Source organism: Paraflavitalea speifideaquila (assembly GCF_032395985.1).
Lineage (GTDB): Bacteria > Bacteroidota > Bacteroidia > Chitinophagales > Chitinophagaceae > Paraflavitalea > Paraflavitalea speifideaquila.
The window spans coordinates 3,349,115-3,368,215 of record NZ_CP135920.1; the positions used below are offsets into that span (position 1 = coordinate 3,349,115).

Annotated in this window: 33 protein-coding genes and 1 pseudogene; 16 read left to right on the top strand and 18 right to left on the bottom strand. The window is 46.6% G+C overall.

The window, feature by feature from the left end; genetic code table 11:
- The first annotated feature begins 188 nt into the window (after positions 1-188).
- The 5 genes from RS881_RS22890 to RS881_RS22910 are packed head-to-tail and all read left to right on the top strand — an operon-like array spanning position 189 to position 2,958.
- Positions 189-1,001: a hypothetical protein gene (locus RS881_RS22890; protein WP_315823209.1), complete on the top strand. Its 813-nt coding sequence runs from the start codon at positions 189-191 to the stop codon at positions 999-1,001.
- Positions 1,002-1,012: 11 nt separating this feature from the next.
- Positions 1,013-1,294: a tetratricopeptide repeat protein gene (locus RS881_RS22895; RefSeq protein WP_315823210.1), complete on the top strand. Its 282-nt coding sequence runs from the start codon at positions 1,013-1,015 to the stop codon at positions 1,292-1,294.
- Positions 1,295-1,325: 31 nt separating this feature from the next.
- Positions 1,326-1,586, top strand: a complete 261-nt coding sequence (locus RS881_RS22900; RefSeq protein ID WP_315823211.1) for a hypothetical protein — start codon at positions 1,326-1,328, stop codon at positions 1,584-1,586.
- On the top strand, positions 1,580-1,753 hold the full coding sequence (locus RS881_RS22905) for a hypothetical protein (protein ID WP_315823212.1): 174 nt from the start codon (positions 1,580-1,582) through the stop codon (positions 1,751-1,753). The genes RS881_RS22900 and RS881_RS22905 overlap by 7 nt, the downstream gene beginning before the upstream one ends.
- Positions 1,750-2,958: a CHAT domain-containing protein gene (locus RS881_RS22910; RefSeq protein ID WP_315823213.1), complete on the top strand. Its 1,209-nt coding sequence runs from the start codon at positions 1,750-1,752 to the stop codon at positions 2,956-2,958. Before RS881_RS22905 ends, RS881_RS22910 begins: the two co-directional genes overlap by 4 nt.
- A gap of 21 nt (positions 2,959-2,979) precedes the next feature.
- On the opposite strand, the gene RS881_RS22915 is transcribed toward RS881_RS22910, so the two are convergent.
- On the bottom strand, positions 2,980-3,177 hold the full coding sequence (locus RS881_RS22915; RefSeq protein ID WP_315823214.1) for a hypothetical protein: 198 nt from the start codon (positions 3,175-3,177) through the stop codon (positions 2,980-2,982).
- A 450-nt stretch (positions 3,178-3,627) separates the two neighbouring features.
- On the opposite strand from RS881_RS22915, the gene RS881_RS22920 reads away from it, so the two are divergent.
- From RS881_RS22920 to RS881_RS22930, 3 genes are all read left to right on the top strand, one after another.
- Entirely contained in the window at positions 3,628-4,218 is a 591-nt protein-coding gene (locus RS881_RS22920) for an RNA polymerase sigma factor (RefSeq protein ID WP_315823215.1), read from the top strand.
- 7 nt (positions 4,219-4,225) lie between these two features.
- Positions 4,226-4,348, top strand: a complete 123-nt coding sequence (locus RS881_RS22925) for a hypothetical protein (protein WP_315823216.1) — start codon at positions 4,226-4,228, stop codon at positions 4,346-4,348.
- A 96-nt stretch (positions 4,349-4,444) separates the two neighbouring features.
- Positions 4,445-4,957, top strand: coding sequence for a hypothetical protein (locus RS881_RS22930; RefSeq protein WP_315823217.1), 513 nt, complete (start codon positions 4,445-4,447; stop codon positions 4,955-4,957).
- A 67-nt stretch (positions 4,958-5,024) separates the two neighbouring features.
- Here the strand turns inward: RS881_RS22930 and RS881_RS22935 are convergent, their stop codons facing one another.
- The 10 genes and pseudogenes from RS881_RS22935 to RS881_RS22985 all read right to left on the bottom strand — a co-directional run bounded on the left by RS881_RS22935 (position 5,025) and on the right by RS881_RS22985 (position 11,578).
- Positions 5,025-5,468, bottom strand: a complete 444-nt coding sequence (locus tag RS881_RS22935; protein ID WP_315823218.1) for a homoserine O-acetyltransferase family protein — start codon at positions 5,466-5,468, stop codon at positions 5,025-5,027.
- A 136-nt stretch (positions 5,469-5,604) separates the two neighbouring features.
- On the bottom strand, positions 5,605-6,033 hold the full coding sequence (locus RS881_RS22940) for a homoserine O-acetyltransferase family protein (RefSeq protein WP_315823219.1): 429 nt from the start codon (positions 6,031-6,033) through the stop codon (positions 5,605-5,607).
- 72 nt (positions 6,034-6,105) lie between these two features.
- Positions 6,106-7,430, bottom strand: a pseudogene (locus RS881_RS22945) (O-acetylhomoserine aminocarboxypropyltransferase/cysteine synthase family protein).
- A 304-nt stretch (positions 7,431-7,734) separates the two neighbouring features.
- Positions 7,735-7,959, bottom strand: coding sequence for a hypothetical protein (locus RS881_RS22955; protein WP_315823222.1), 225 nt, complete (start codon positions 7,957-7,959; stop codon positions 7,735-7,737).
- Positions 7,956-8,246, bottom strand: a complete 291-nt coding sequence (locus RS881_RS22960; protein ID WP_315823223.1) for a hypothetical protein — start codon at positions 8,244-8,246, stop codon at positions 7,956-7,958. The genes RS881_RS22955 and RS881_RS22960 overlap by 4 nt, the downstream gene beginning before the upstream one ends.
- Entirely contained in the window at positions 8,243-9,454 is a 1,212-nt protein-coding gene (locus RS881_RS22965) for an AsmA family protein (protein WP_315823224.1), read from the bottom strand. Before RS881_RS22965 ends, RS881_RS22960 begins: the two co-directional genes overlap by 4 nt.
- Before the next feature lie 88 nt (positions 9,455-9,542).
- On the bottom strand, positions 9,543-10,115 hold the full coding sequence (locus RS881_RS22970; RefSeq protein ID WP_315823225.1) for a hypothetical protein: 573 nt from the start codon (positions 10,113-10,115) through the stop codon (positions 9,543-9,545).
- A gap of 5 nt (positions 10,116-10,120) precedes the next feature.
- Positions 10,121-10,501, bottom strand: a complete 381-nt coding sequence (locus tag RS881_RS22975; protein ID WP_315823226.1) for a hypothetical protein — start codon at positions 10,499-10,501, stop codon at positions 10,121-10,123.
- A gap of 118 nt (positions 10,502-10,619) precedes the next feature.
- Positions 10,620-10,898, bottom strand: coding sequence for a hypothetical protein (locus RS881_RS22980; RefSeq protein ID WP_315823227.1), 279 nt, complete (start codon positions 10,896-10,898; stop codon positions 10,620-10,622).
- Positions 10,868-11,578: an AsmA family protein gene (locus RS881_RS22985; RefSeq protein WP_315823228.1), complete on the bottom strand. Its 711-nt coding sequence runs from the start codon at positions 11,576-11,578 to the stop codon at positions 10,868-10,870. The genes RS881_RS22980 and RS881_RS22985 overlap by 31 nt, the downstream gene beginning before the upstream one ends.
- A 253-nt stretch (positions 11,579-11,831) precedes the next feature.
- On the opposite strand from RS881_RS22985, the gene RS881_RS22990 reads away from it, so the two are divergent.
- Positions 11,832-12,071: a hypothetical protein gene (locus tag RS881_RS22990; protein ID WP_315823229.1), complete on the top strand. Its 240-nt coding sequence runs from the start codon at positions 11,832-11,834 to the stop codon at positions 12,069-12,071.
- Positions 12,029-12,523, top strand: coding sequence for a hypothetical protein (locus RS881_RS22995; RefSeq protein WP_315823230.1), 495 nt, complete (start codon positions 12,029-12,031; stop codon positions 12,521-12,523). Before RS881_RS22990 ends, RS881_RS22995 begins: the two co-directional genes overlap by 43 nt.
- A 447-nt stretch (positions 12,524-12,970) precedes the next feature.
- On the opposite strand, the gene RS881_RS23000 is transcribed toward RS881_RS22995, so the two are convergent.
- The 6 genes from RS881_RS23000 to RS881_RS23025 form a co-directional block, all read right to left on the bottom strand.
- Positions 12,971-13,126 carry an SCO family protein gene (locus RS881_RS23000; protein WP_315823231.1) on the bottom strand — a complete coding sequence of 52 codons (156 nt, stop codon included), beginning with the start codon at positions 13,124-13,126 and terminating at the stop codon, positions 12,971-12,973.
- Between the two features lie 4 nt (positions 13,127-13,130).
- On the bottom strand, positions 13,131-13,370 hold the full coding sequence (locus RS881_RS23005) for an SCO family protein (protein ID WP_315823232.1): 240 nt from the start codon (positions 13,368-13,370) through the stop codon (positions 13,131-13,133).
- Between the two features lie 10 nt (positions 13,371-13,380).
- Complete coding sequence (locus RS881_RS23010; RefSeq protein ID WP_315823233.1) at positions 13,381-13,689, bottom strand: DUF2911 domain-containing protein; 309 nt, start codon at positions 13,687-13,689, stop codon at positions 13,381-13,383.
- Complete coding sequence (locus RS881_RS23015) at positions 13,658-14,020, bottom strand: DUF2911 domain-containing protein (RefSeq protein WP_315823234.1); 363 nt, start codon at positions 14,018-14,020, stop codon at positions 13,658-13,660. The genes RS881_RS23010 and RS881_RS23015 overlap by 32 nt, the downstream gene beginning before the upstream one ends.
- A gap of 280 nt (positions 14,021-14,300) precedes the next feature.
- Complete coding sequence (locus RS881_RS23020; RefSeq protein ID WP_315823235.1) at positions 14,301-14,708, bottom strand: dihydrofolate reductase family protein; 408 nt, start codon at positions 14,706-14,708, stop codon at positions 14,301-14,303.
- Entirely contained in the window at positions 14,690-14,878 is a 189-nt protein-coding gene (locus RS881_RS23025; protein WP_315823236.1) for a dihydrofolate reductase family protein, read from the bottom strand. Before RS881_RS23025 ends, RS881_RS23020 begins: the two co-directional genes overlap by 19 nt.
- Before the next feature lie 108 nt (positions 14,879-14,986).
- On the opposite strand from RS881_RS23025, the gene RS881_RS23030 reads away from it, so the two are divergent.
- Positions 14,987-15,466: a hypothetical protein gene (locus RS881_RS23030; RefSeq protein ID WP_315823237.1), complete on the top strand. Its 480-nt coding sequence runs from the start codon at positions 14,987-14,989 to the stop codon at positions 15,464-15,466.
- 17 nt (positions 15,467-15,483) lie between these two features.
- Here RS881_RS23030 and RS881_RS23035 read toward each other — a convergent pair whose 3' ends face one another.
- The gene (locus tag RS881_RS23035; RefSeq protein ID WP_315823238.1) at positions 15,484-15,927 is read right to left on the bottom strand and encodes a hypothetical protein; all 444 of its coding nucleotides are present in this window, start codon (positions 15,925-15,927) and stop codon (positions 15,484-15,486) included.
- 141 nt (positions 15,928-16,068) lie between these two features.
- Between RS881_RS23035 and RS881_RS23040 the strand changes: the two genes are divergently transcribed.
- The 5 genes from RS881_RS23040 to RS881_RS62300 all read left to right on the top strand — a co-directional run bounded on the left by RS881_RS23040 (position 16,069) and on the right by RS881_RS62300 (position 19,031).
- Positions 16,069-16,413, top strand: a complete 345-nt coding sequence (locus RS881_RS23040) for an ArsR/SmtB family transcription factor (protein ID WP_315823239.1) — start codon at positions 16,069-16,071, stop codon at positions 16,411-16,413.
- Positions 16,391-16,894 carry an SRPBCC family protein gene (locus RS881_RS23045; RefSeq protein ID WP_315823240.1) on the top strand — a complete coding sequence of 168 codons (504 nt, stop codon included), beginning with the start codon at positions 16,391-16,393 and terminating at the stop codon, positions 16,892-16,894. Before RS881_RS23040 ends, RS881_RS23045 begins: the two co-directional genes overlap by 23 nt.
- Positions 16,895-17,044: 150 nt before the next feature.
- Positions 17,045-17,383: a PKD domain-containing protein gene (locus RS881_RS23050; RefSeq protein ID WP_315823241.1), complete on the top strand. Its 339-nt coding sequence runs from the start codon at positions 17,045-17,047 to the stop codon at positions 17,381-17,383.
- 62 nt (positions 17,384-17,445) lie between these two features.
- On the top strand, positions 17,446-18,933 hold the full coding sequence (locus RS881_RS23055) for a DUF7849 domain-containing protein (protein WP_315823242.1): 1,488 nt from the start codon (positions 17,446-17,448) through the stop codon (positions 18,931-18,933).
- Positions 18,912-19,031 carry a DUF7849 domain-containing protein gene (locus RS881_RS62300; RefSeq protein ID WP_484557628.1) on the top strand — a complete coding sequence of 40 codons (120 nt, stop codon included), beginning with the start codon at positions 18,912-18,914 and terminating at the stop codon, positions 19,029-19,031. The genes RS881_RS23055 and RS881_RS62300 overlap by 22 nt, the downstream gene beginning before the upstream one ends.
- The last annotated feature ends 70 nt before the right edge of the window (positions 19,032-19,101 follow it).

Sequence of the window (19,101 nt, forward strand, 5' to 3'; positions counted from 1 at the left end):
TGCGCAGCGGCGATGAAATAGATCCGCCAACACCTCCCAAGCCACCGCCACCAACCATGTAATCAACACCTAATAGTAATAGGAAAAGGCGAATAGGAAAATGCCCCGGCAATACGGTCTGTATGCCGGGGCTATGTGTTTTTTATTGACTAACTTTAGCAGCGATGTTAAAGCAGGTTCTTCTCCTTTTGGGTACGCTATTATTACTTACAGGGCTTCGGGGGCAATGCCCCAACAGGGATTCCCTGTGGCGACAGATCAATATGTTAAAGGACTCCGCCGAAATGCCCGCCCTGGAAGCGCGGGGAAAATTGCTGCAAATAGAAAGCAGGATCAGGCAATGCTCCTACTGGCAGGACTCAACACGGGTATTATTGTTGCGAGCCATTGGCAATACCTACTTCAAGCAGGAAAATTACCTCGAAGCGATCAAGTACCTCCAACAATCCATTGCATTTATTAAGCGTATACCTAATAATCCTGCCATTAACGAACGCGAGCTGGTGCGTGTATATTACTGGATGGCTGTAGCATTCCAGCGTATCAATAATGTAACGGCCAGAATAAGGTCCCTCGACAGTTGCATCAGCATTGGCAACCGGCTGGGGCAGGTTGATCTTTCCTACCTGGCCGCTATCTACGAAAAGGCGGAATATAGTTATGATCTGGGTGATTACTACCACTGCAGTGAATATTCAAACGATTGTGAAAGAATTGCCTTTAAATATATTCCCTATGCGGATAGTGTGAGTAGACCCGCATTTGTATCTTATGCCCTTAGCAGCTTTGTGTGGCGGGTAAATTCACATATCCGCCTGAAGCATTATGATGTAGCAGAGGCGCTTTTGAATAACCAGGCCAAACAGAAGGGCGTAAATAGTTTGTATGCTTACCGTGGTACTTTCTATGGAATACGGGCCGAAATGGAAGTGCACAAGGGTAATTATGAGCAGGCCATCAAAAGTTTCAGGCTGGCACTGGCAGTTGAAAAAGACCCATAAGCCGTAAACAGTTGCTAAATACCATGGCCAATGAAGTGTATTTCAGGCATTACAAGCAGTATGATAAAGCGATGTACCTGTTCAAAGAGGCGCTGGCCAGTAAAAATAATGACCCTACAAAGTACAAGGAAGATTCCATTGAGTCCTTGAGTATATGGTCCAATATAGCCGAAATGAAAGTGGTACAGGGCGCGTATGAAGAAGCTTTTAGTTGCTTCCGGAAAGCCCTGGACCATATTAAGCCGGGTATTAGCATTGCCGCAATTGTAAGCAGCCCCCTGCTGAATTGGTGAGCCAGAAAAGATACACTACCTCACCAGTCTGTTGATAGAACAAGGGAATACCTGGCGAAAGAAATATGCCCGCACGCATCAGCCCGAAGACCTGCGTAAGGCCATCGAAGTATATAAAGAAGCCGACCGATTGGTGAACCGCATCAAAGGTGAACAGGCTAACCTCAATTCCAAATTATTCTGGCGCAGCAATAGCCATGGCTTGTACGAACATGCCCTGGAAGCTTGTTATACTTCCGGTAACCTGGAGGATGCCTTCTATTTTTTGAGAAAAGCAGGGCCGTATTGTTGAATGATCAACTGGCCGATCAGCGATGGATGGGGGAGCAGGACATCCAGCAGCAAAACCAGGCCATGAAAACGATCAATAACCTGACCAGGGAGCTAAATAATAGCAAGCTCACGGAGGCTGAACGAACTAAAAGGAGGAAGAAAGAACAGACAACCAATTGCAGTTGAGCAGGCTCAATAATTCGATCAAAGCACGCAACCCTTTTTATTACCAGAGCTTCCTGGATAGCAATTTCATCAGTCTCCAACAGGTAAAACAAAACATGCTGCAGGAGTATGGAGGGTTGGTAGAGATATTCTCGGGCGATAGTGCGGTGTATGTGATGGTGGTTGGCGCTAAAACTGCGCAATTGCGGAAGGTTGATAAAAAGAACTATGATAGCCTGGCCAACTTGTTTGTACAATATCTTACTGATTATAGATCGCAGAACAGCGAATTTGAGGTCTTTACCGGCATATCCCATCAACTATATCAATTACTTTTTCCTCAAGGAGGGTTACCGGCGGGCCGTCTCATTATTTCACCGGATGGCCAGTATTTTCCTTTTGAAGCCTTGCTCACGAGCAAAGATCCGGCATCGTGGCTGTTGAAAAACCATGCTGTCAGCTATACTTATTCAGCCCGTTACCTATTGAATGATTTTACTGTAGCGGACAATAAAAAAGCCAAAAGTTTTGTGGGATTTGCACCGGTTGAATATGCAGGTACGCATTTGCCCGAGTTGTATGAAAGTGACCAGTCGCTGGAGGCATTGACACGGTATTTCAGTGGAGGGGATAATTTCATAGGGAAAAGGGCTTCGAAGAATAACTTTCTACAGCATTTTACAGATTACCGGATCATACAATTGTACACGCATGCCACAGATAACAAGGATAAGGGAGAGCCGGTGATCTATTTTTCCGATTCGTTGCTGTATTTGTCGGACCTGGTGAGTGAAAAAAAGCCAGTTACGGGCCTGGTGGTATTATCAGCCTGTGAAACGGGAACGGGGAAGCTTTACCAGGGGGAAGGGGTTTTTAGTTTTAACCGGGGATTTGCTGCGCTGGGTATTCCGGCAGCCATTACAAGCCTTTGGAAGGCCGATAATCAGAAGACTTATGCGCTTACGACCTTATTTTACAAATACCTTTCGGCTGGAGAGCCGGTGGATGTGGCCTTACAGCGGGCCAAGCTGGATTTTATGAATAGTGCTTCTAAAGCCAATAGCTTGCCTTATTACTGGGCGGTACCCGTGCTTACGGGCAAGGTAACGGCCATGCCCGGACAAACGCCTATGGCCTGGTGGCTAATTGTACTGGCCAGTGTGGCGGGTGTGGTGGTACTGATTGGAATATACCACTGGTGGCGGGTGGGGCGCCCTTTGCGGTAGCGACCCGCTATGGAGTGAGGATCATCCGGTAACAGGTGCTATTTTTCGCAACAATTCCTTAATAGCAATTATTTGCTTACAAATGGCCAGTATTTCACATGGATGTTCCAACAGCGTTAGCCGGTTCAACGCTTCTTCCAGTAGCCTGATCCTGGCCAGGTGGTACTCCTGTTTGGTTTCCCGTGAATCGTACGGCACCGTATCGTCAATTATATGCATTTTTGCACTTTCATAGAAGATAGTCTTAATAGCTATGTTGGTTAATGTAACCCGTTTTAAAAACGAGACCTGTTTTCTTTGCGCAGTAATGGGCTATAAAGCCCCTCGCCGAAGCGGGGGCTTTACGATATAGCACTGCAAATCCCTGCCGCGCAGTTCTTTTATATAGGTTGCCAGGTTTAATGGCTCTACAGGTTTAGTGTATTAACGGAATGGATCCGTGGGTTTTGACCTTGTGAAATGTGTACCGGTAACAGCTTGCATCCTGAAAATGACAAAACTGTTACAAACGGTTGTACGGTTTAGCAAGGAGTGGATAAGTGCTAATGGCCGAGGGTTAGTGTCGCTCAATTTTATTAGTCGTAGTACGGTTATTGCAGGGAAACATCCCAACCGAATTAATTTTGGGCATATTTTTGTTATATTACATACAACTGCCACATTTCTATAATGAACGAGTCTAAACATTTACCCGCTGGAGATCTCCGGATCATTGAAAATCTTACGCGTGGCGGTATTTACAGAAGAAAAGGTGAAGAAGAGCTGTTCACTACCTATATGTATTTCATACATGAAGGAATGCGCAAGTATCCCCTGTCGGAAGATGAGTCGTTTGACGCCTATTCAGATACTATTTTATCGGCCATTGAAAAGATCGCCGATGGCAGTTTTGAAAGGGCCTCTTCGTTAAAAACCTGGCTTTATAAAATATTTCATAATAAAAGCGTTGACCTGTTGCGCAAAAAGACGACTAATAAGAACAAGGTGCATCAAACGGTTTCTATCACAGACATGTTAGCACATGTATCGGATGCCGCCAAGTCCATCGTACAAAAGCTAGTAGATCAGGCCGATGAGAAGCTGCTGAAGCAAAGGCTGGCCGAGGTAGGGGATACCTGTCACCAGTTATTGCAGCTTTCGGCAGAAGGCCATTCTGACAAGGAAATAGCTTTGCTGATGGAATACAAAACAGCCGATGTGGTAAAAACCAGCAGGCTCCGTTGCCTGGAAAAATTGCGCCGATTATACAATCCGACATAAAGGTCACATGAAACACCTGGAATACATAGACGATTACTTTAAAGGAACCGATCAGGCTTCCCGGAACAGGCAATTTGAGCAAAGATTACAGGATGATCCCAGCTTTGCCGAAGAAGTAGCTTTTACCTGACCACACAACGCTTGTTGCAGGAAGAAGCCAAGGCCGAAAAAAATTGAACGTTTCAGAAAATTATACGAACAACAACCTGTTCACACTCCATTACAAGTGGTTAAGTCGCCACGCCGTGTATGGTACTATGTAGCGGCCGCAGCCGTGCTCATCGGGCTTATCTTTACCATTAATATACTGGTGCCTCCTACCAAACAGCAAATGGCCGACAATTATATCAGCCATCAACTGAATGACCTGGGTGCTTCCATGAGTGGGATTGAAGACAGTGTTGAAAGAATACGGAGCCTTTATAATAAAGGCCGCTTTGCCGAGGCCCTTATACTCTCTGAAGCCATCATTAGTTATGATGCCAGCAATCAAAAAGTACTGGAATATGCGGGCGTTACCAACTTGCGCCTGCAGCAATATGATAAAGCCCTCGCCTGGTTCAAACAACTGGCCTCCTACAAGAGCGTCTCCAATAAAGGTATTTTCTACCAGGCGCTCACCCTTATCAAGCGCAATAAACCCGGCGATCTTACACAAGCCAAATCCCTGCTGGAACAAGTTGTACAATACGACCTGGAATGCCGGGAGTTTGCGCAGCAATGGCTGGACAAATGGTAAAGTACTTCCCCCTAATTAAGATCGGTCAACGTTGTCTGCTTGTTGGATAACACATTTGCAGGTGTACCTAAAAACTGTTGATCTCTTTTTCAATCAGCTCAAATTCTAACAGGAAACCATCATGGCCATACAGGGAACTGATCACCGCCAGCCGGGCGCCGGGAATATGCCTGGCCAGGTATTCTTGCTCTGATACCGGGAATAAAATATCTGTTTCAATGCCAATAACCAATGTGCGAGCGGTAATGTGCTTCAATGCATGTATGGCATCCTGCCTGTCTCTGCCTACCTGGTGGCTATCCATGCTGGCACTGAGACGGTGATAACTGAAGGCATTAAAGCGCAGGGCCAGTTTTTGCCCCTGGTAATGTTGGTAAGAGCCTGCTTTGTATTGCCCTGCTTCATAAGGTGACTCGTCGCTTTGAAACAGGTCGTAGGTTTGATAATGCCGGTAGGAGAGCAGGGCTACACTACGGGCTATTTGCATACCTTTCATGCCTGCTTCCGGCACACTTTGTTGCCAGGTAGGATCGGCTTCAATACACCAACGCTGGGAAGCATTGAATGCCTTGCCCCAGGCCGAATGCCAGGCATTGGTAGCAATGGGTACAATGTATTCAAACGCTGCTGGTTCATCAATGGCCCATTCAATAACTGTTGCCCGCCCATTGACCCGCCAATACCGATATGGATCTGCTCAATGCCCAGGAAACTGCGCAGGATCTGGTACATACGTACCATATCGCGGATGGTGAGCACCGGAAACGCGTGGTAATACCGTTCTTCACTGCCTGGTTTCTTTCCAGGGGCCCCACACTGCCATAGCAACTCCCCGGCATATTCACACATACAATAAAGTGCCGGGAGGGGTCGAATAATTTGCCTTCGCCCACTAATCCAGACCACCAGTCGGCCGCATCGCTGTTGGCCGTGAGGGCATGAAATATCCATATTACATTACCAGGCTGTGCCTGTCGGGTACCATAGGTATGATAGGCCAGGTGGAAGCCCGGCAAGCTACTACCGCTTTCCAGTGTAAACGGGGCGCGGTACTCAAAAACTTTATAATCGCTCATGTACAATCACTGCGTTACTAGATTAAAAACCATCCGCACTATAAGGCGCGGGATGGGAAGCGGCACCTTCTATTATGATACAGGCTGTTTGGCAAATACTTTATCAATAGCCTGTTCAAAATCGGCAATGATATCACTGATGTGCTCAATGCCTGCGCTTACCCTTACCTGGTTGGGAAGTACGCCGGATATAACTTGTTCCCCGGCACTCAATTGCTCATGGGTAGTTGAGGCGGGGTGGATAACCAGGGTTTTGGCATCGCCTACATTGGCCAGGTGGCTGGCCAACTTCAAGGAATCAATTAGCTGGCTGGCTTTTTCCTTACCTCCTTTGATACCAAAGTTGAGGATACCGCCAAATCCATTGACCAGGTATTTGCGCGCCAGCTTGTGATAAGGACTGCTTTCCAAACCGGGATAATCAACAAACTCTACCAAGGGATGGTTTTGCAGCCAGGTAGCCAGGGCCAGGGCATTGTCGGCATGTCTTTGTACCCTTAGCGACAAGGTTTCCAATCCCTGTATCAGCAGGAAAGCATTGAAGGGGCTCAGGGAGGGACCAAAGTCGCGCAGGCCTTCTACTCTTGCGCGGATGGCAAAAGCAATATTGGGTAAGCCCAGTGGATTGCCTTCACCAAATACATCCCAGAATTTCAAGCCATGATAACCTTCTGATGGCTCGGTAAATTGCGGAAACTTGCCATTGCCCCAGTTGTAGTTACCGCCATCTACGATCACCCCGCCAATGGAAGTACCATGACCACCGATCCATTTGGTGGCCGATTCTACCACGATGTTGGCGCCATGCTCAATGGGACGGAACAGGTAACCGCCTGCACCAAAGGTATTGTCCACTACCAGGGGTAGGTCGTACTCCCTGGCCAGCTGCACGAATTTTTCAAAATCAGGGATGTTGAGGCGCGGATTACCAATGGTTTCAAGATAAATAGCCTTGGTGTTTTTGTCGATATGCCGGGCAAAATTATTGGCATCATCGCCCTCCACAAAACGGGCCTCAATGCCCAGGCGTTTGAAGGCTACTTTGAATTGGTTGTACGTTCCGCCATATAAATAAGATGTAGAAACGAAGTTGTCTCCTGCCTGTAATATATTGCTCAGGGCTATGAACTGCGCAGCCTGTCCCGAACTGGTAGCCACTGCCGCCACACCCCTTCCAGGGCTGCGATCCGCTGCTCAAATACATCGGTAGTGGGGTTCATGATGCGGGTGTAGATATTGCCAAACTGCCTCAATCCAAACAGGTCGGCTGCATGGGCTGCATTGTCGAAGCCATAGGATGTGGTTTGGTATATGGGTACGGCCCTTGATTTGGTGGTGGGGTCAATTTGTTGACCGGCATGTAATTGTAAGGTGTCAAAATGCCATTGCTGACTCATAACGATACTATTTAATGATTGATGGAATAAGCAAAAGGATGAAATCAGGAATTGGACAGTGTGCGTATTAGCAGCAACAACCCATTATAGACTGGCAGCTACAACAACACGAAGGATGATATGTAAGTACAGGTAGCAGGAGATAATCTTATTAGTCCACAAGATAAGTGGGTTAATAGATCCCTCCAAATTAATTTTGGTTGCGCGGTGTTAAAGGTAGGCTACAAGTGGCGTGCGACTGGACAGGTATTGAGCTTATAGGGAGGTTAGTTGAGTGGAAACGTAAATATTATGAGTGGAGCTCTCATAATTCAATCGGCGGCAAACCCTGTTTGCGCAATTCACGTTTGTAGTGCTTGATGGATTTCTTATTGCTCTTGGCGCCCACGCTGGTGCCGGCACCGCTGAGCAACATCTTTATCATGTAATTAAAAATGGAACGGTCACGCAGGCGTTCAAAATAGATGATGCCTGTTTTATGGCGGTTGCGGCTTTTGATCACGAAGGTATTGGCAATGAACGTGATCATTTTAGTAACAAAACTTCTCTTTTAATATCGCCATTCTTCAATATTTCTACATTCAGTTTGCTGTACAACATGTGCATCTCTCCATAGGATATATATTCCCGGCCAATGGCCCGCAGGTTTAGGGTATCCAGGTAGCCCGATCTGATCCTTACGGATGCCAAGGGTTCAACTACCTTATTCAGGTTCATGAGGTTGGCAGGCCCCACACGGGTGGTCATCAGGAAGGCTGCGAGTGAATCGGTATAAGATTCATGCAGTTGCAGCTTAACATGAATGGAGTCGATCATGTAGGCATCGGCCTGGAGGCGCAGACTGTCTGTCTCCCCAGGTGGCGGCTTTTTATATTGCCCAGTAATGCATTCAGGTGGGTAATGTTGATGATCCCCGACTTGTTGGTCTTCTCACTTAATTCTTCATACGCCACCTGCCCGTTGTGTACCCGCACACTATCTACCCTAAGCTTAAAAGGCAGGGCTTTGATCATATCAACTGGTAAGGGTCTTATTATATTGGGTTCGCGGGGCGGACGTTTATCGCGGTAAACGCTGATCATTGGGTCTTTGACATCAACGGCAGCAATATGGATCAGCGTATCCCTGAAGTAGCTGTCCAGACCGGGACGATGTATGTTGATCCTTCCGGTATTCAATTGTATGTAATCAGTTTGGTAAGGGTGCGCTGCTATGTAGGCATCCCTGCTTATTACGGGCGTATAAGTAAAGGAATCGACGGATAACAGGTGTTGCCGGTGATGATAGTTGAGCCGTTTCCAGCGGAAGTAATTTTGGGAGGTGGTAAACTGGCCTGTAAGATCATGTAGTATAAAACCGGGACTATTGTCGAGCCATTCCTTCGGGGTTTGCCTGGCTTGAACAAGTAGGTGTTCTACTGTTAAGGCTATCAGTTGAAGCCGCCCACTGTCTTTTCCCATTCCCTCCAGCATCATATCCTTCAGTGCCAACCTTTCTACGATGGTTGACCAGGGGATGGGGGCGTGTTTATCCATTAACAGCCGGGTGTTGGCCAGCACCAGTTGCATACTTTGTGGCTGTAGCAGCAGGATCTTCTTCGCGTGTTGTGCAAAGGATACGGCTGTTCCCGACAGGCTGGCTTTCTCAATGGTCAAAGGTTCTTTGCCATTGTGCCGGATATTGGTAAATACCCATTGGTTATGGGCCAACAGGGCGCCCCGGTTCCAGTGAAGGCGCATGGTATCATTGGGTTGTTGCTGTTCCACATGCAGGGTAGGATGTTCAAGGACCAGCTTTTGAATGTCGATCAGGGGCAGGGATTTTGTCGTTGGGGCATTTGTGCCGGGCTGCCTAGCTGGCTTGCTACCCAGTTTTAGTAGCAAAATGGGCTCTTTCAGGGTGATCTCCTTTGCTTGCAGGTTGCCTTCTACTATCGCTGCCAGGTCGGTCTCCAATCGTAATTCGGGAATGGTGGCGGTGATGGAGTCCTGGTCCTTGTATTGGGTAAACTGCACGTTATGCAAGTGGGAAGGGCATTCTCTGCCAACACAAAGGAGCCGGTATGCACCGTAATGTTAGCGCCGGTATACTGCAGGTACTTCCCGTCAATGATTACGCCGGTGAGGCTAAGCGGCTTACCGTTTTCCTTTTTTGCGTCGCTGATGGCAAGTGTATTAATGAAAGTATGGGCGGTGCTATGAAGGCCGGTAAATGATAATTGGGTGTTATTGCCTTGCACTTGTTGTACATGGAAACCAAGGGGCCGTGCACCTGGGGGGCAGGGTGTTTTGGCTGTTCCATGATGGTTACCGTGGCGGCCTTCCAGTTGGCCTGGTCAATGCCAATATGATCACTGCTGTCATCAAACGACAATCCTGCCAGCTGTAACCCTTTTACCTTGATGGTCATCTTGCCGGTGTAGTCATGTATGGTAGCGCCGGCAGCGGTGAGCCGGGTGCCATTGCCCTGAAAGCTGCCATGGCTGATAGTAGCCTGTAGCTTTTTTGTTTTGATGCTGCCCTTCTCAAATTGCAGGGAGTCTACTGCGTCGCCCAACATAGTACCTGACCGGGCGGCCAGTAATTGATTGGTATTTACAGTAAGGTTTACCTGTTCCAGCAAGAGGCGGGTAGTGGGGTTGGGTTCAAAAGACAGTTTGCCATCGATCACCCGGATCCTTTCCAACGACATTACATTCTCCAGGGAGTCCAATATAGAATACAGGGAAAGCTTTTTTCCGGCTGCGTACCCCGGCGTTTTACATAATGGATCTCGGGATGGTGCAATACAGCCTGCTTGGCTTTGATGCGCCGGTCGAAGATCAGTTCTTCCCAGGAAAGGCTGTCCAACTCAAACAGGGGCAATATATGGTGCCGCTGAATGGGGGCATTGGCCAGGCTGCTAATGGTAAAATTATTCAACAGGATGCTGGAATTCACAATGCGTATGCTATCAAACTGAAACCGGTAGGTACTATCCTTATTGAGACTGGAATAACCCCGGATGGCCATATCAAACCTGCCTACCGTTACCGGTTCTTTGGCGGTGCGGTCAACCACCAGGTCGCGCATTTCAAAATCATCTCCTTGGTGCTGAATTCGGCAAAACGCCCATTTTGAATTGTGATTACTGATGTGCTGATATTTTTAACACCCATGTATTTGAGGTGCGTATTTACGCCCAGGCGCCTCAGCAGGGTATCCATTTTAACAAGGGGGCATTTTTGCGGCGGTTATTGCTGTCTACTGTTACCTTCAGGTCCAATAGCGGATTGAGGGCATACATCGAATCGGCCCTGATCACATTGGTGGCATACAAGGCCGGAAAATCGATGTTCACAAACTTTAGCTTATCAAAGAACAGGTGTACTCCTAATTGCTTCTGTCGCCGGCCGGTAGACATAATGGTACAACTGTCAAGCGCCACCACGCGCTCTTTTACATTGATCCTGAAATTGCTAAAGGCCATGCGGTAACGGCCATCGGGAAAAACGATCTCCTGGTGGTCGGTATTGAAAAGAATATCCTCACTGAAATGGAAGGCCGAACTGTCTTTTTATCACCACCTACTTTAATATTGTTGATACGGAAATAAATGTTGGAGATGGTTACCGGTTGCCAGTCTGCCCGCGCTTGGTTGGCCATAGAAAACCGGCCATTCTCCACCCTGAATTGTCCTATGGAAAACAAGGAGAGGGCCTGGTTGATAGAATGGTACAGGTCGCCAATTTCGTGCGAAAGAGAGCCGTGCTTTTTTTCCAGTGTATCGGATTTCATGACCCGGATATCGGGGTTGTTGATCAGGATACTGTCTATTACCAGCTCCCGGCGCAGGAGTAAGGGCGTCAAACCATGTAATTGCAGGTTGAGTCGTTTAATGGAAATGCGGTAGGCTGTTTTTGTGCTGGTCGAATCGGTATTGTAAATAATGGCATCTTTCAGGTTCAGCCGGCGCTCCTTAAAATTGCAGGTGATGCTTTTGAGGGAAAGCTCTACGGTGCCATTGGATTTTTGGCGTACGATATCCCGGAGGATACTTTCAGCATGGTGTACAAACCATATATAAGCAGTAACCAGTACCACCAGCAATATGCCCAAGGTAATCCCGGCAATCTTCAACAGCTTCCGTACCAATGGTTTAACGGCCATATTGTAATATACGTCAATTTATGTTTCCTTTGGGTCTTGTTATTCCCAAGTTCGTACCATGTTCGCCTCTTCTTCGATCCAGCTCAGGAAACAAAACCCTTAGTAAATGCGCATTAACCACTAATGAGAACCGAACATGGGGCGAACAAGGTCCTATTGAAAGGTGGTTGAGTGTTCAAACTTGCCAGGATGGTGGAGCATGTAGGAATATTGTATGTTAATTTTTCGTAATTTCAGAGAGCGGTCATCCACCATGAAAAAGCGCTACCAACATATCGATTTACCACCTCACCTGGAAGCTTTCAGGAAGAACTACCTGGCCGCTACTGAGGTAGAAGCTACTTTGTGTGGTATTATTACCTGCTATAAGATGTATGGCGCTTATTTTATCCGTACTAAAAGTTCGCTTACTGGTAAAAGAGTTAAAAAGACAAGCGCTTCCGCCGTACGATGCACCATGCAGGGATACTGGCCAGGGCGTCGGAATGGGTGACGCCGGTGTACAATAGTCTAAATGAAGACTGGCGCTGCCATGATCTGTACCGCAAGTTGGTAGGCCTCGGCGTAAAGCTATTGCACCAGGGAGCCACAAAAGAAACGGTACAGCAGGCTGCCTGGAATGAACTGGCGCGGTTGGGGTATAGAACGGAATGGCCGCAATGGGAACTGCCGCCAGAACTGGAGAAGTGGGTGGAGGAGGAAAGACGGGAAGTCCGAAAGTCCGGAAGTCGGAGGTCTGACAATTTGTTATCGGAAGATAATGCTATACCTGAAGTTAATAGCTTGGAGAGGGAAGCCCCGGTGCGAGGATGGGTGGTGAATAAGCAAGGGCGGCTGGTTTTCGTGGGCGCAACTTCTATCGTTTATAATTTGTCAAAACATAATATTTCTTCTGCTTTATCCGGGTTTACCAATCTGAATCAAAAGGTGGCCAGGTCGCCTTGAGAGTTGAATTATTTAGCCTAAGATGTCCGTTAAGGGAGTTATTCAAAAGGTATGAAAAGTAAAAGAATATAGAAGCGAAGGTTAAAAGCATACACTGGACGACACAATAGTAGTAGGGTGTTGGTACCGGCTATGAATTCGCTTAGTCCGCCAGAGGTTCCATTGCTGTCATTAAACATTGTATTATTTTGTGCCTCATTGTTGTCAGACAGCTTGATTAATTATAGATACGCTGTATTACTGCCATGAAACCCAACCATTCCATTGCCTTCTTCAATATTGACCAAGAGGCTGCGAAAAGTGAAACAACAACAACGCTTGCAATCCCGGGCCATGGGATAATTTATACAGTCATGCCGTTGCTGGCAATCTACTCCTTACAAGTGTCTTCCACCGCCAGGAAATATTCCTGCCTGGCAGCGGAATACAGTGCTTCCTTATCGCCCGTCAAAACTCCCGGTTGCCTCCGGCTACATTTAACTGACTGGCATAGGCGGCTAATACGGGTACAGAATCCCTTTCGGGATCAACGGTATGCGACAGGATAACAAACCCCGGTCCGTCTTTAAAAGTGGTATACACAGAGGTGAGGTTTTTATTCATGATCTTACATATACCCGGACAAAGTAGTGAAGAAATACTCCACTACCGTTACTTTGCCCTGCACTTCTTTTTCTGTTACCTGCTTACCCAACTGATTGGTAAAGGAAAAGCTACCGGCCACATGACCGGGATCTCCCAATGGGCAATTCATCCTTTTGAGGATGCTGGTACCAATGAAAAGGAGTAACCCAATGACTGATATGCCTACAATAGCCAGGGTTACAATTCTTGAAAGTGGTGTCATAGTATGTCTTTTATTTGGCTGATGCCGGCAGACTAATTTTAATTTTTTCCCATTCCATATTGATCGTTCCGGAGGTGCCGGAGAGTTTGACGACGGAATAATTCAATCGGGGAACGTTTTTATCGGATTGAATGGGCACTACTTCAAACCTGGCCACATCTTCCTGCTGATTGTACTGGTCCGTGAGGTGTTGGTCGAACCGTGTATTAAGGATAACGATCCACTTGTCTTTACCTGGAATGGTGAAAAAGGCATAGGTGCCGGCTTTAATGTTTTTCCCTCGATAGTTACATCCTTTGAAAATTGATGGTGGTGGCACTGTGCGCGCCAGTAACCCAAACTGTTCCATAGGGCACCAGGCCTCCCCAGATAACCCGGTCTTTGGTACCCGGCGCATGGTATTCAATACGTATGTACGATTTGCCAATATTAGCCATGGCCATCCGGGCCGGACTGCCCTTCAAAGTATCTTTGGGTATTAGGCCTGTATTTACACTATCGGCATAATCCATTTTGCCGTTATTGGAAGGCATGGCTGCATCGGCATGGTGCTCATGGCCGCCGGTAGTAGCGGGTTCTTTCTTTTCCGTTGCATCACCACAGGAAGACAATACCATTAGTGCCAGGGCAGCTTTTACTACATTTTTCATATTCGTTTTTTATTGTTCAGCAAATCTTTTATCTGTTATAAATTCCTTGTCATTCAATGTTTGTAGAAATGAATGCGATCGAAGGTGCCTGTTGTTTCCATTCTGAATGCCTGTATCTCTGCTTCACTAAAGGGCTTTACTTCCATAAACGAAAATATTTATTTGAAGAATATACTTTGCAAAGCAACAGCTTTAGTGAATGCGGGAACAGAGGCAGATTTGATGATTTTTACTAGATCAGTTCCCTTGAACCACCGACCTGCTCAACCTTTCAGCTTCTTTATAAACCGTAAGTGTGTACCGTGGTTCCTTTGGGGAAAACTTTGACATCGATTAGTTTCAGGTAGAGTGGGTTGGCAAGACCATTAAAGATGGGTAGGCCTGCTCCCAATGCTACGGGATGGATAACCAGGCGTAATTCGTCTACAAGTCCTGTCGCTATCAGGTTCCGCATGAATCCTGCGCCTCCAATGGCTGTGATGGGTTTTCCCTCCTCGGCTTTGAGTTGCTTGATCTCCTTGGCAAGATCGCCTGTGAAGACTTGTGCATTGGCCCAGGAAACAGCGGCAGGCGATTTGTCCTGCCCTGGATCGAAGCCTTTGTATCCTTTTTGGGTAAGTACGGCCTTGGGTATCTCGTTTATCGACGCGGCATAGGCATCGGTGGAAGTTACCCAATAAGGCGCCATTCCCCAAACGACTTCCAGCCCATAATGATCAGTCCTGCGTCCCAGCTTTGCTCGACGGCCCAGGCCTTGGATTGCTCGTCTCCCGTCTTGAATATCCAGTCGTTCTTTCCATTTGCGTCGGCAACAAAACCATCGATTGACATTGACATCTTCATTTGTAACTTTCTCATAACTTTAATATTGTTTCACCAAATCTAAGCCGGCTTTACCGGGCTGGGAGGGGGTAAAAGGACAATACACTGGTTGAATGCGCCTTAGAGCCGGCTATACAATAGTCATTGAAGCGTTACAATATAAATAATATGGCATCAGCATTTTGGACACTTGAAGATGGTCGTGGATTTGCTCGAAACTGGGCAGGGATGGCTAATATGTTAGCGCTTATAACTGATGAACTAAAGGGAATTAAAGGTGCAGAAGAATTTTATCAATATCTAGAAAGCTTTGTCTTCCGGGGAAAGAATGGAGATGAGTATAACGGATTTGGTGGTTTCATCAGAGGCAATGAAAACATTATGTTCAATATTGATTTAAGAACATTTGCACCAACTAATCGTGCATACTTCTGGGAGGCGGCACAAAAGGCTTTAACCAAATTGAAAATACAGGACGACAACGAAGATGAAGGGGGTGGCCTTCTCTTAACTACTTTATTGGACATGCATAAAAGAATCAAGAAAGGCGAAGATCCAATGCTGTTAAATCATATGACGATAATTGAACCAGCACCAAATGAAAAACATGGGCCTGGATGGTAAAATAGGCTTACCATTTCTTAGCTTATTAAAAATTGAACTAATCCCTCGATCCTTTCATAATCCAAGTCCTTCACGCTTAAAACCTTTACAATTTCCCAAGAGGACTTATTGTTTTGGTACTCCTTGGTCAGGAGAACGTCGTCGCGGCCTTCCAATACCAACTGCTTATTATCGGTTTCAATTCCCCATGTGCCGTAGGCATTTGATTCTCCCTTTAAAGTTATCCGATCTTCAAGCTTTGAAAGGAGGTAGTCATATAGGAATTTATTAGGGTGTTTATTTATCGACATTTCTATTTCATAGGCATGTTTTTCTGCAATTGCCAGCGTATTTTCAAAACCTGCTTCTGTTGAAGACGCTATTCGACCATAACGATCTGTGAGAGACACTTTAAAAATATTTGATGACAACTCTTCATAGCTAAGCTTCCACCCGGGTAAAATCTCTGTGTCATTTGGCATTATCATGGATTAAGAAGTTTATTGGAGCCTAATTTCTAAATTACGGATAATCAATTAAGATAAAAGGGAAGGAAAAATAAACTTGTGCAACCAAATAATTGCACGTATGTTTGCAACCACGTAGTTGCAAATAGTTTACTGATGGAAACCAGAAGAGATATCTTTCAGGCCATTGCCGACCCTACCAGGCGGGCAATCATCGTCCTGATCGCATTGCAAGCAATGACACCCAATGCCCTTGCCGAACATTTTAATACCAGCAGACAGGCTGTATCAAAACATATTAAAATATTGATAGAGTGCGAACTGGTAAAACAGGAACAACAAGGCAGGGAAATTTACTACTCGCTCCAAATACAAAAAATGAAAGAGATCGATAAATGGTTAGACCCATTCAGAAAGCTGTGGGAAATCCAATTTAATCAACTTGACAAAGTATTAGCAACAATTAAAAAACAAAAAAATGACTACCAACTTGCTATTTGATTTTACCGTTGACAAAGCAACAAAAACAGTATTCATAACCAGAGAGTTTGATGCCGAACTTTCGCTGGTATGGGATGCCTTTACCAAACCAGAGTTTCTTGACCAATGGGTAGCGCCTAAACCCTGGACTTCAAAAACAAAACACATGAACTTTGAAGTGGGTGGACGACGATTTTATGCGATGGTAAGCCCGGAAGGACTGGAGCGTTGGGCAATTCAGAAATACACTTCCATCACACCGAAGACCAATTTCAAAATGTTCAATGCTTTTGCAGACAAGGATGAAAACCCTGAGTTGCCTGGTTCTGATTGGGACTATCATTTTAGCGATCAGGGGGCGACTACAAAAGTGAGCATTACTATTTATAACGAATCGCTTGCCCGTTTGGAGAAGATGATTGAAATGGGCTTCAAAGAGGGGTATGCTGGCTCAATGCAAAACCTGGAAGCCCTGTTGGGAACTTTATCGAAACGACAGTAGAAAGAAAGGGAATAACGGGCAAATGTTTCCCTTCAAAACACCGTTATATAGGGAAAAGTTATATCTTAAGCTGGCAGATTTAACCCTTTCAGGGGTAACAAATGATCCAACCTGTTGATATAACCACAGATACCTTAAACGGCTGAACTTATGAACGCACTCCGCACATGGCTGCCTGTATTGGTGTTACTGCTGGTAACCCAATGGACGGTGGCGCAGCTCAATGATACCTTACCTGCCGTGGTAGAGCCGCAGGTACAGGATAATCGCGTGAAATTCACTTCTATACTGCGCCCTTTGCGTGGGGTAGCCGGTGCGCCAGCCCCCTTTTATTCCTATTTCTGGGAGTTTGGCGATGGTACCTACAGTTTTGAAAAAGAACCGGTACATACCTACAAGGATACAGGCGATTACCCCATTCGCCTATGGGCTACCAACAATTATGATGATGGAAAAAAGCCGCCCACCCGCCTCAAAAGATACGGGTAGAAAAAGGCCATGCTGGCGACCAATACGGCACCCGCCTTTTTAAGGGTGCAGGTTCACTGGAAATGATCACCAACCAAATGCCCCGGCCAGGCGAGGATATGGTATTGTTGTTGGGGTACCGCAATAAGCCGGGCAGCCCTACCCAGGCGGTCAGTGGGTCGGTCATGTTGCTGTATAATGAAAAGCAGTTTGGGCAAAACAGCTTCGATATGGCAGATGCCAGAAGTTATCACCGGGAGCAAAAGACCGGGCTCGATTCGCTACTGGCTTATGCCCCGGCAGAAGAGTGGAATATACCGGGCAGCCAGGAAGAAAAAGGTGGGCTCTTCACGGTAAGTGGTGGCATGGGTATACCGGTTGCTGCCAAACCGCAGCTAAAACAGTTCCTGAAACAACAGCTGGAAACCTATCGCCAGCACCATATCTGGCGGGTACAGGAGGTGAAACAGGGCGAAGAACAATTCATGTTCCTTACGCTGAATACCTTGCCCGAAATGATCAAGGATACGAATGCGGTGGTTACGATCTCCGGCCTCTTTATTCCCGACGATGCATCCCTGGATGTGGAACAATTTAACCTGGAGTTACAAATCGTAGCCTCGCATGATCCTAACCGGATCATGCTGAAGAATCGCCGGTTGAATTACCGGTTTACCGGTAAGAACAGGGAGAATATCTATAAAGTACAATTTCAGAATACCGGCAAAGGGCCAGCCAAACGGGTAGCCATTACCATTACCATACCGGGTATGCTCAATACGGGTACGGTAGAACTGGTAGACATGAAACCAGCCTGTACATGGTGTGATTCGGCGTATGCCAACCAAAGCTGTATTGATACGGTGCTTACAAAAGACAGCATACAATTCATCTTCAAGAATATTTACCTGTCCGGCACACAGCAGGAAGGGATCAGTGATCCCGATTCAACCATGGGTTATGTTCGGTATAAATTGCGTTTTAACAAAGGCATGAAGAAACTGCCTTTTACCAGCCGGGCAGCCATTGTATTTGATAAGAATGAACCGGTATACACCAATCGAACGGTAGGCCGGTTTAAGCGGGGATTGTCGCCGGGTATCATCATTGGATACAATACTATAGCTGGTAAGCGGCCCAAAGATATGCTGGCACAGAACTATGTATTGGGCTTTACCTTGTCGGAATATGCCGCTTACCGGAAATACTTCCAGTGGGAGCTTTACCTTGAAAAATCGCGCACCTTAGAAACGTATGAAGGCCGTCGCCAGGGTGGTGACACGCTCATCAATGGGGTAGGGTATAAGGTAGCGTACCGTGATCTGTACCAAAAGCAAAAGGTATTGTCGCTGGAGGCAGTGCCCCTGCATTTCCGCTATAACTTCAATTCCTGGGTGGTAGCTGGCGCAGGCGCTTTGGTGGGGGTAGATGTAGAACGGTCGGTAACACCCATTGTTGAAACCTATATTCAATCACCCAATGGCACACAGAGCATGTTGAAGGGCGACTATGGCCCCGACTGGAATCCTTTACCAATTGGCGGGGCGCCTTGTTTGCCGATGTACAGGTAGGTGTGGTTCGTGCCGGCCCGGCTGCCGGTATCCGTTTCCTGCAATACATGAACCCTTCTCATCAGCGTATTTTTCTCTATGCGAGCTGGAAACTTTAAGTAATTTTAGTCAAATTACAACCCTGATGGCGCACTGCCTGTACAAGGTAGTTATACAGTTTACCGTTTA

Coding starts and splice junctions, on each gene's coding strand:
- RS881_RS22915 (WP_315823214.1), bottom strand. CDS start 3,177: ATGCATATAATTGACGATACGGTGCCGTACGATTCACGGGAAACCAAA.
- RS881_RS22920 (WP_315823215.1), top strand. CDS start 3,628: ATGAACGAGTCTAAACATTTACCCGCTGGAGATCTCCGGATCATTGAA.
- RS881_RS22925 (WP_315823216.1), top strand. CDS start 4,226: ATGAAACACCTGGAATACATAGACGATTACTTTAAAGGAACCGATCAG.
- RS881_RS22940 (WP_315823219.1), bottom strand. CDS start 6,033: ATGAGCGATTATAAAGTTTTTGAGTACCGCGCCCCGTTTACACTGGAA.
- RS881_RS22955 (WP_315823222.1), bottom strand. CDS start 7,959: ATGATCACGTTCATTGCCAATACCTTCGTGATCAAAAGCCGCAACCGC.
- RS881_RS22960 (WP_315823223.1), bottom strand. CDS start 8,246: ATGATCGACTCCATTCATGTTAAGCTGCAACTGCATGAATCTTATACC.
- RS881_RS22975 (WP_315823226.1), bottom strand. CDS start 10,501: ATGCGCGACCTGGTGGTTGACCGCACCGCCAAAGAACCGGTAACGGTA.
- RS881_RS22980 (WP_315823227.1), bottom strand. CDS start 10,898: ATGGCCTTTAGCAATTTCAGGATCAATGTAAAAGAGCGCGTGGTGGCG.
- RS881_RS22985 (WP_315823228.1), bottom strand. CDS start 11,578: ATGGCCGTTAAACCATTGGTACGGAAGCTGTTGAAGATTGCCGGGATT.
- RS881_RS22990 (WP_315823229.1), top strand. CDS start 11,832: ATGAAAAAGCGCTACCAACATATCGATTTACCACCTCACCTGGAAGCT.
- RS881_RS22995 (WP_315823230.1), top strand. CDS start 12,029: ATGCACCATGCAGGGATACTGGCCAGGGCGTCGGAATGGGTGACGCCG.
- RS881_RS23000 (WP_315823231.1), bottom strand. CDS start 13,126: ATGAATAAAAACCTCACCTCTGTGTATACCACTTTTAAAGACGGACCG.
- RS881_RS23005 (WP_315823232.1), bottom strand. CDS start 13,370: ATGACACCACTTTCAAGAATTGTAACCCTGGCTATTGTAGGCATATCA.
- RS881_RS23015 (WP_315823234.1), bottom strand. CDS start 14,020: ATGAAAAATGTAGTAAAAGCTGCCCTGGCACTAATGGTATTGTCTTCC.
- RS881_RS23020 (WP_315823235.1), bottom strand. CDS start 14,708: ATGGCGCCTTATTGGGTAACTTCCACCGATGCCTATGCCGCGTCGATA.
- RS881_RS23025 (WP_315823236.1), bottom strand. CDS start 14,878: ATGAGAAAGTTACAAATGAAGATGTCAATGTCAATCGATGGTTTTGTT.
- RS881_RS23035 (WP_315823238.1), bottom strand. CDS start 15,927: ATGCCAAATGACACAGAGATTTTACCCGGGTGGAAGCTTAGCTATGAA.
- RS881_RS23040 (WP_315823239.1), top strand. CDS start 16,069: ATGGAAACCAGAAGAGATATCTTTCAGGCCATTGCCGACCCTACCAGG.
- RS881_RS23045 (WP_315823240.1), top strand. CDS start 16,391: ATGACTACCAACTTGCTATTTGATTTTACCGTTGACAAAGCAACAAAA.
- RS881_RS23050 (WP_315823241.1), top strand. CDS start 17,045: ATGAACGCACTCCGCACATGGCTGCCTGTATTGGTGTTACTGCTGGTA.
- RS881_RS23055 (WP_315823242.1), top strand. CDS start 17,446: ATGATCACCAACCAAATGCCCCGGCCAGGCGAGGATATGGTATTGTTG.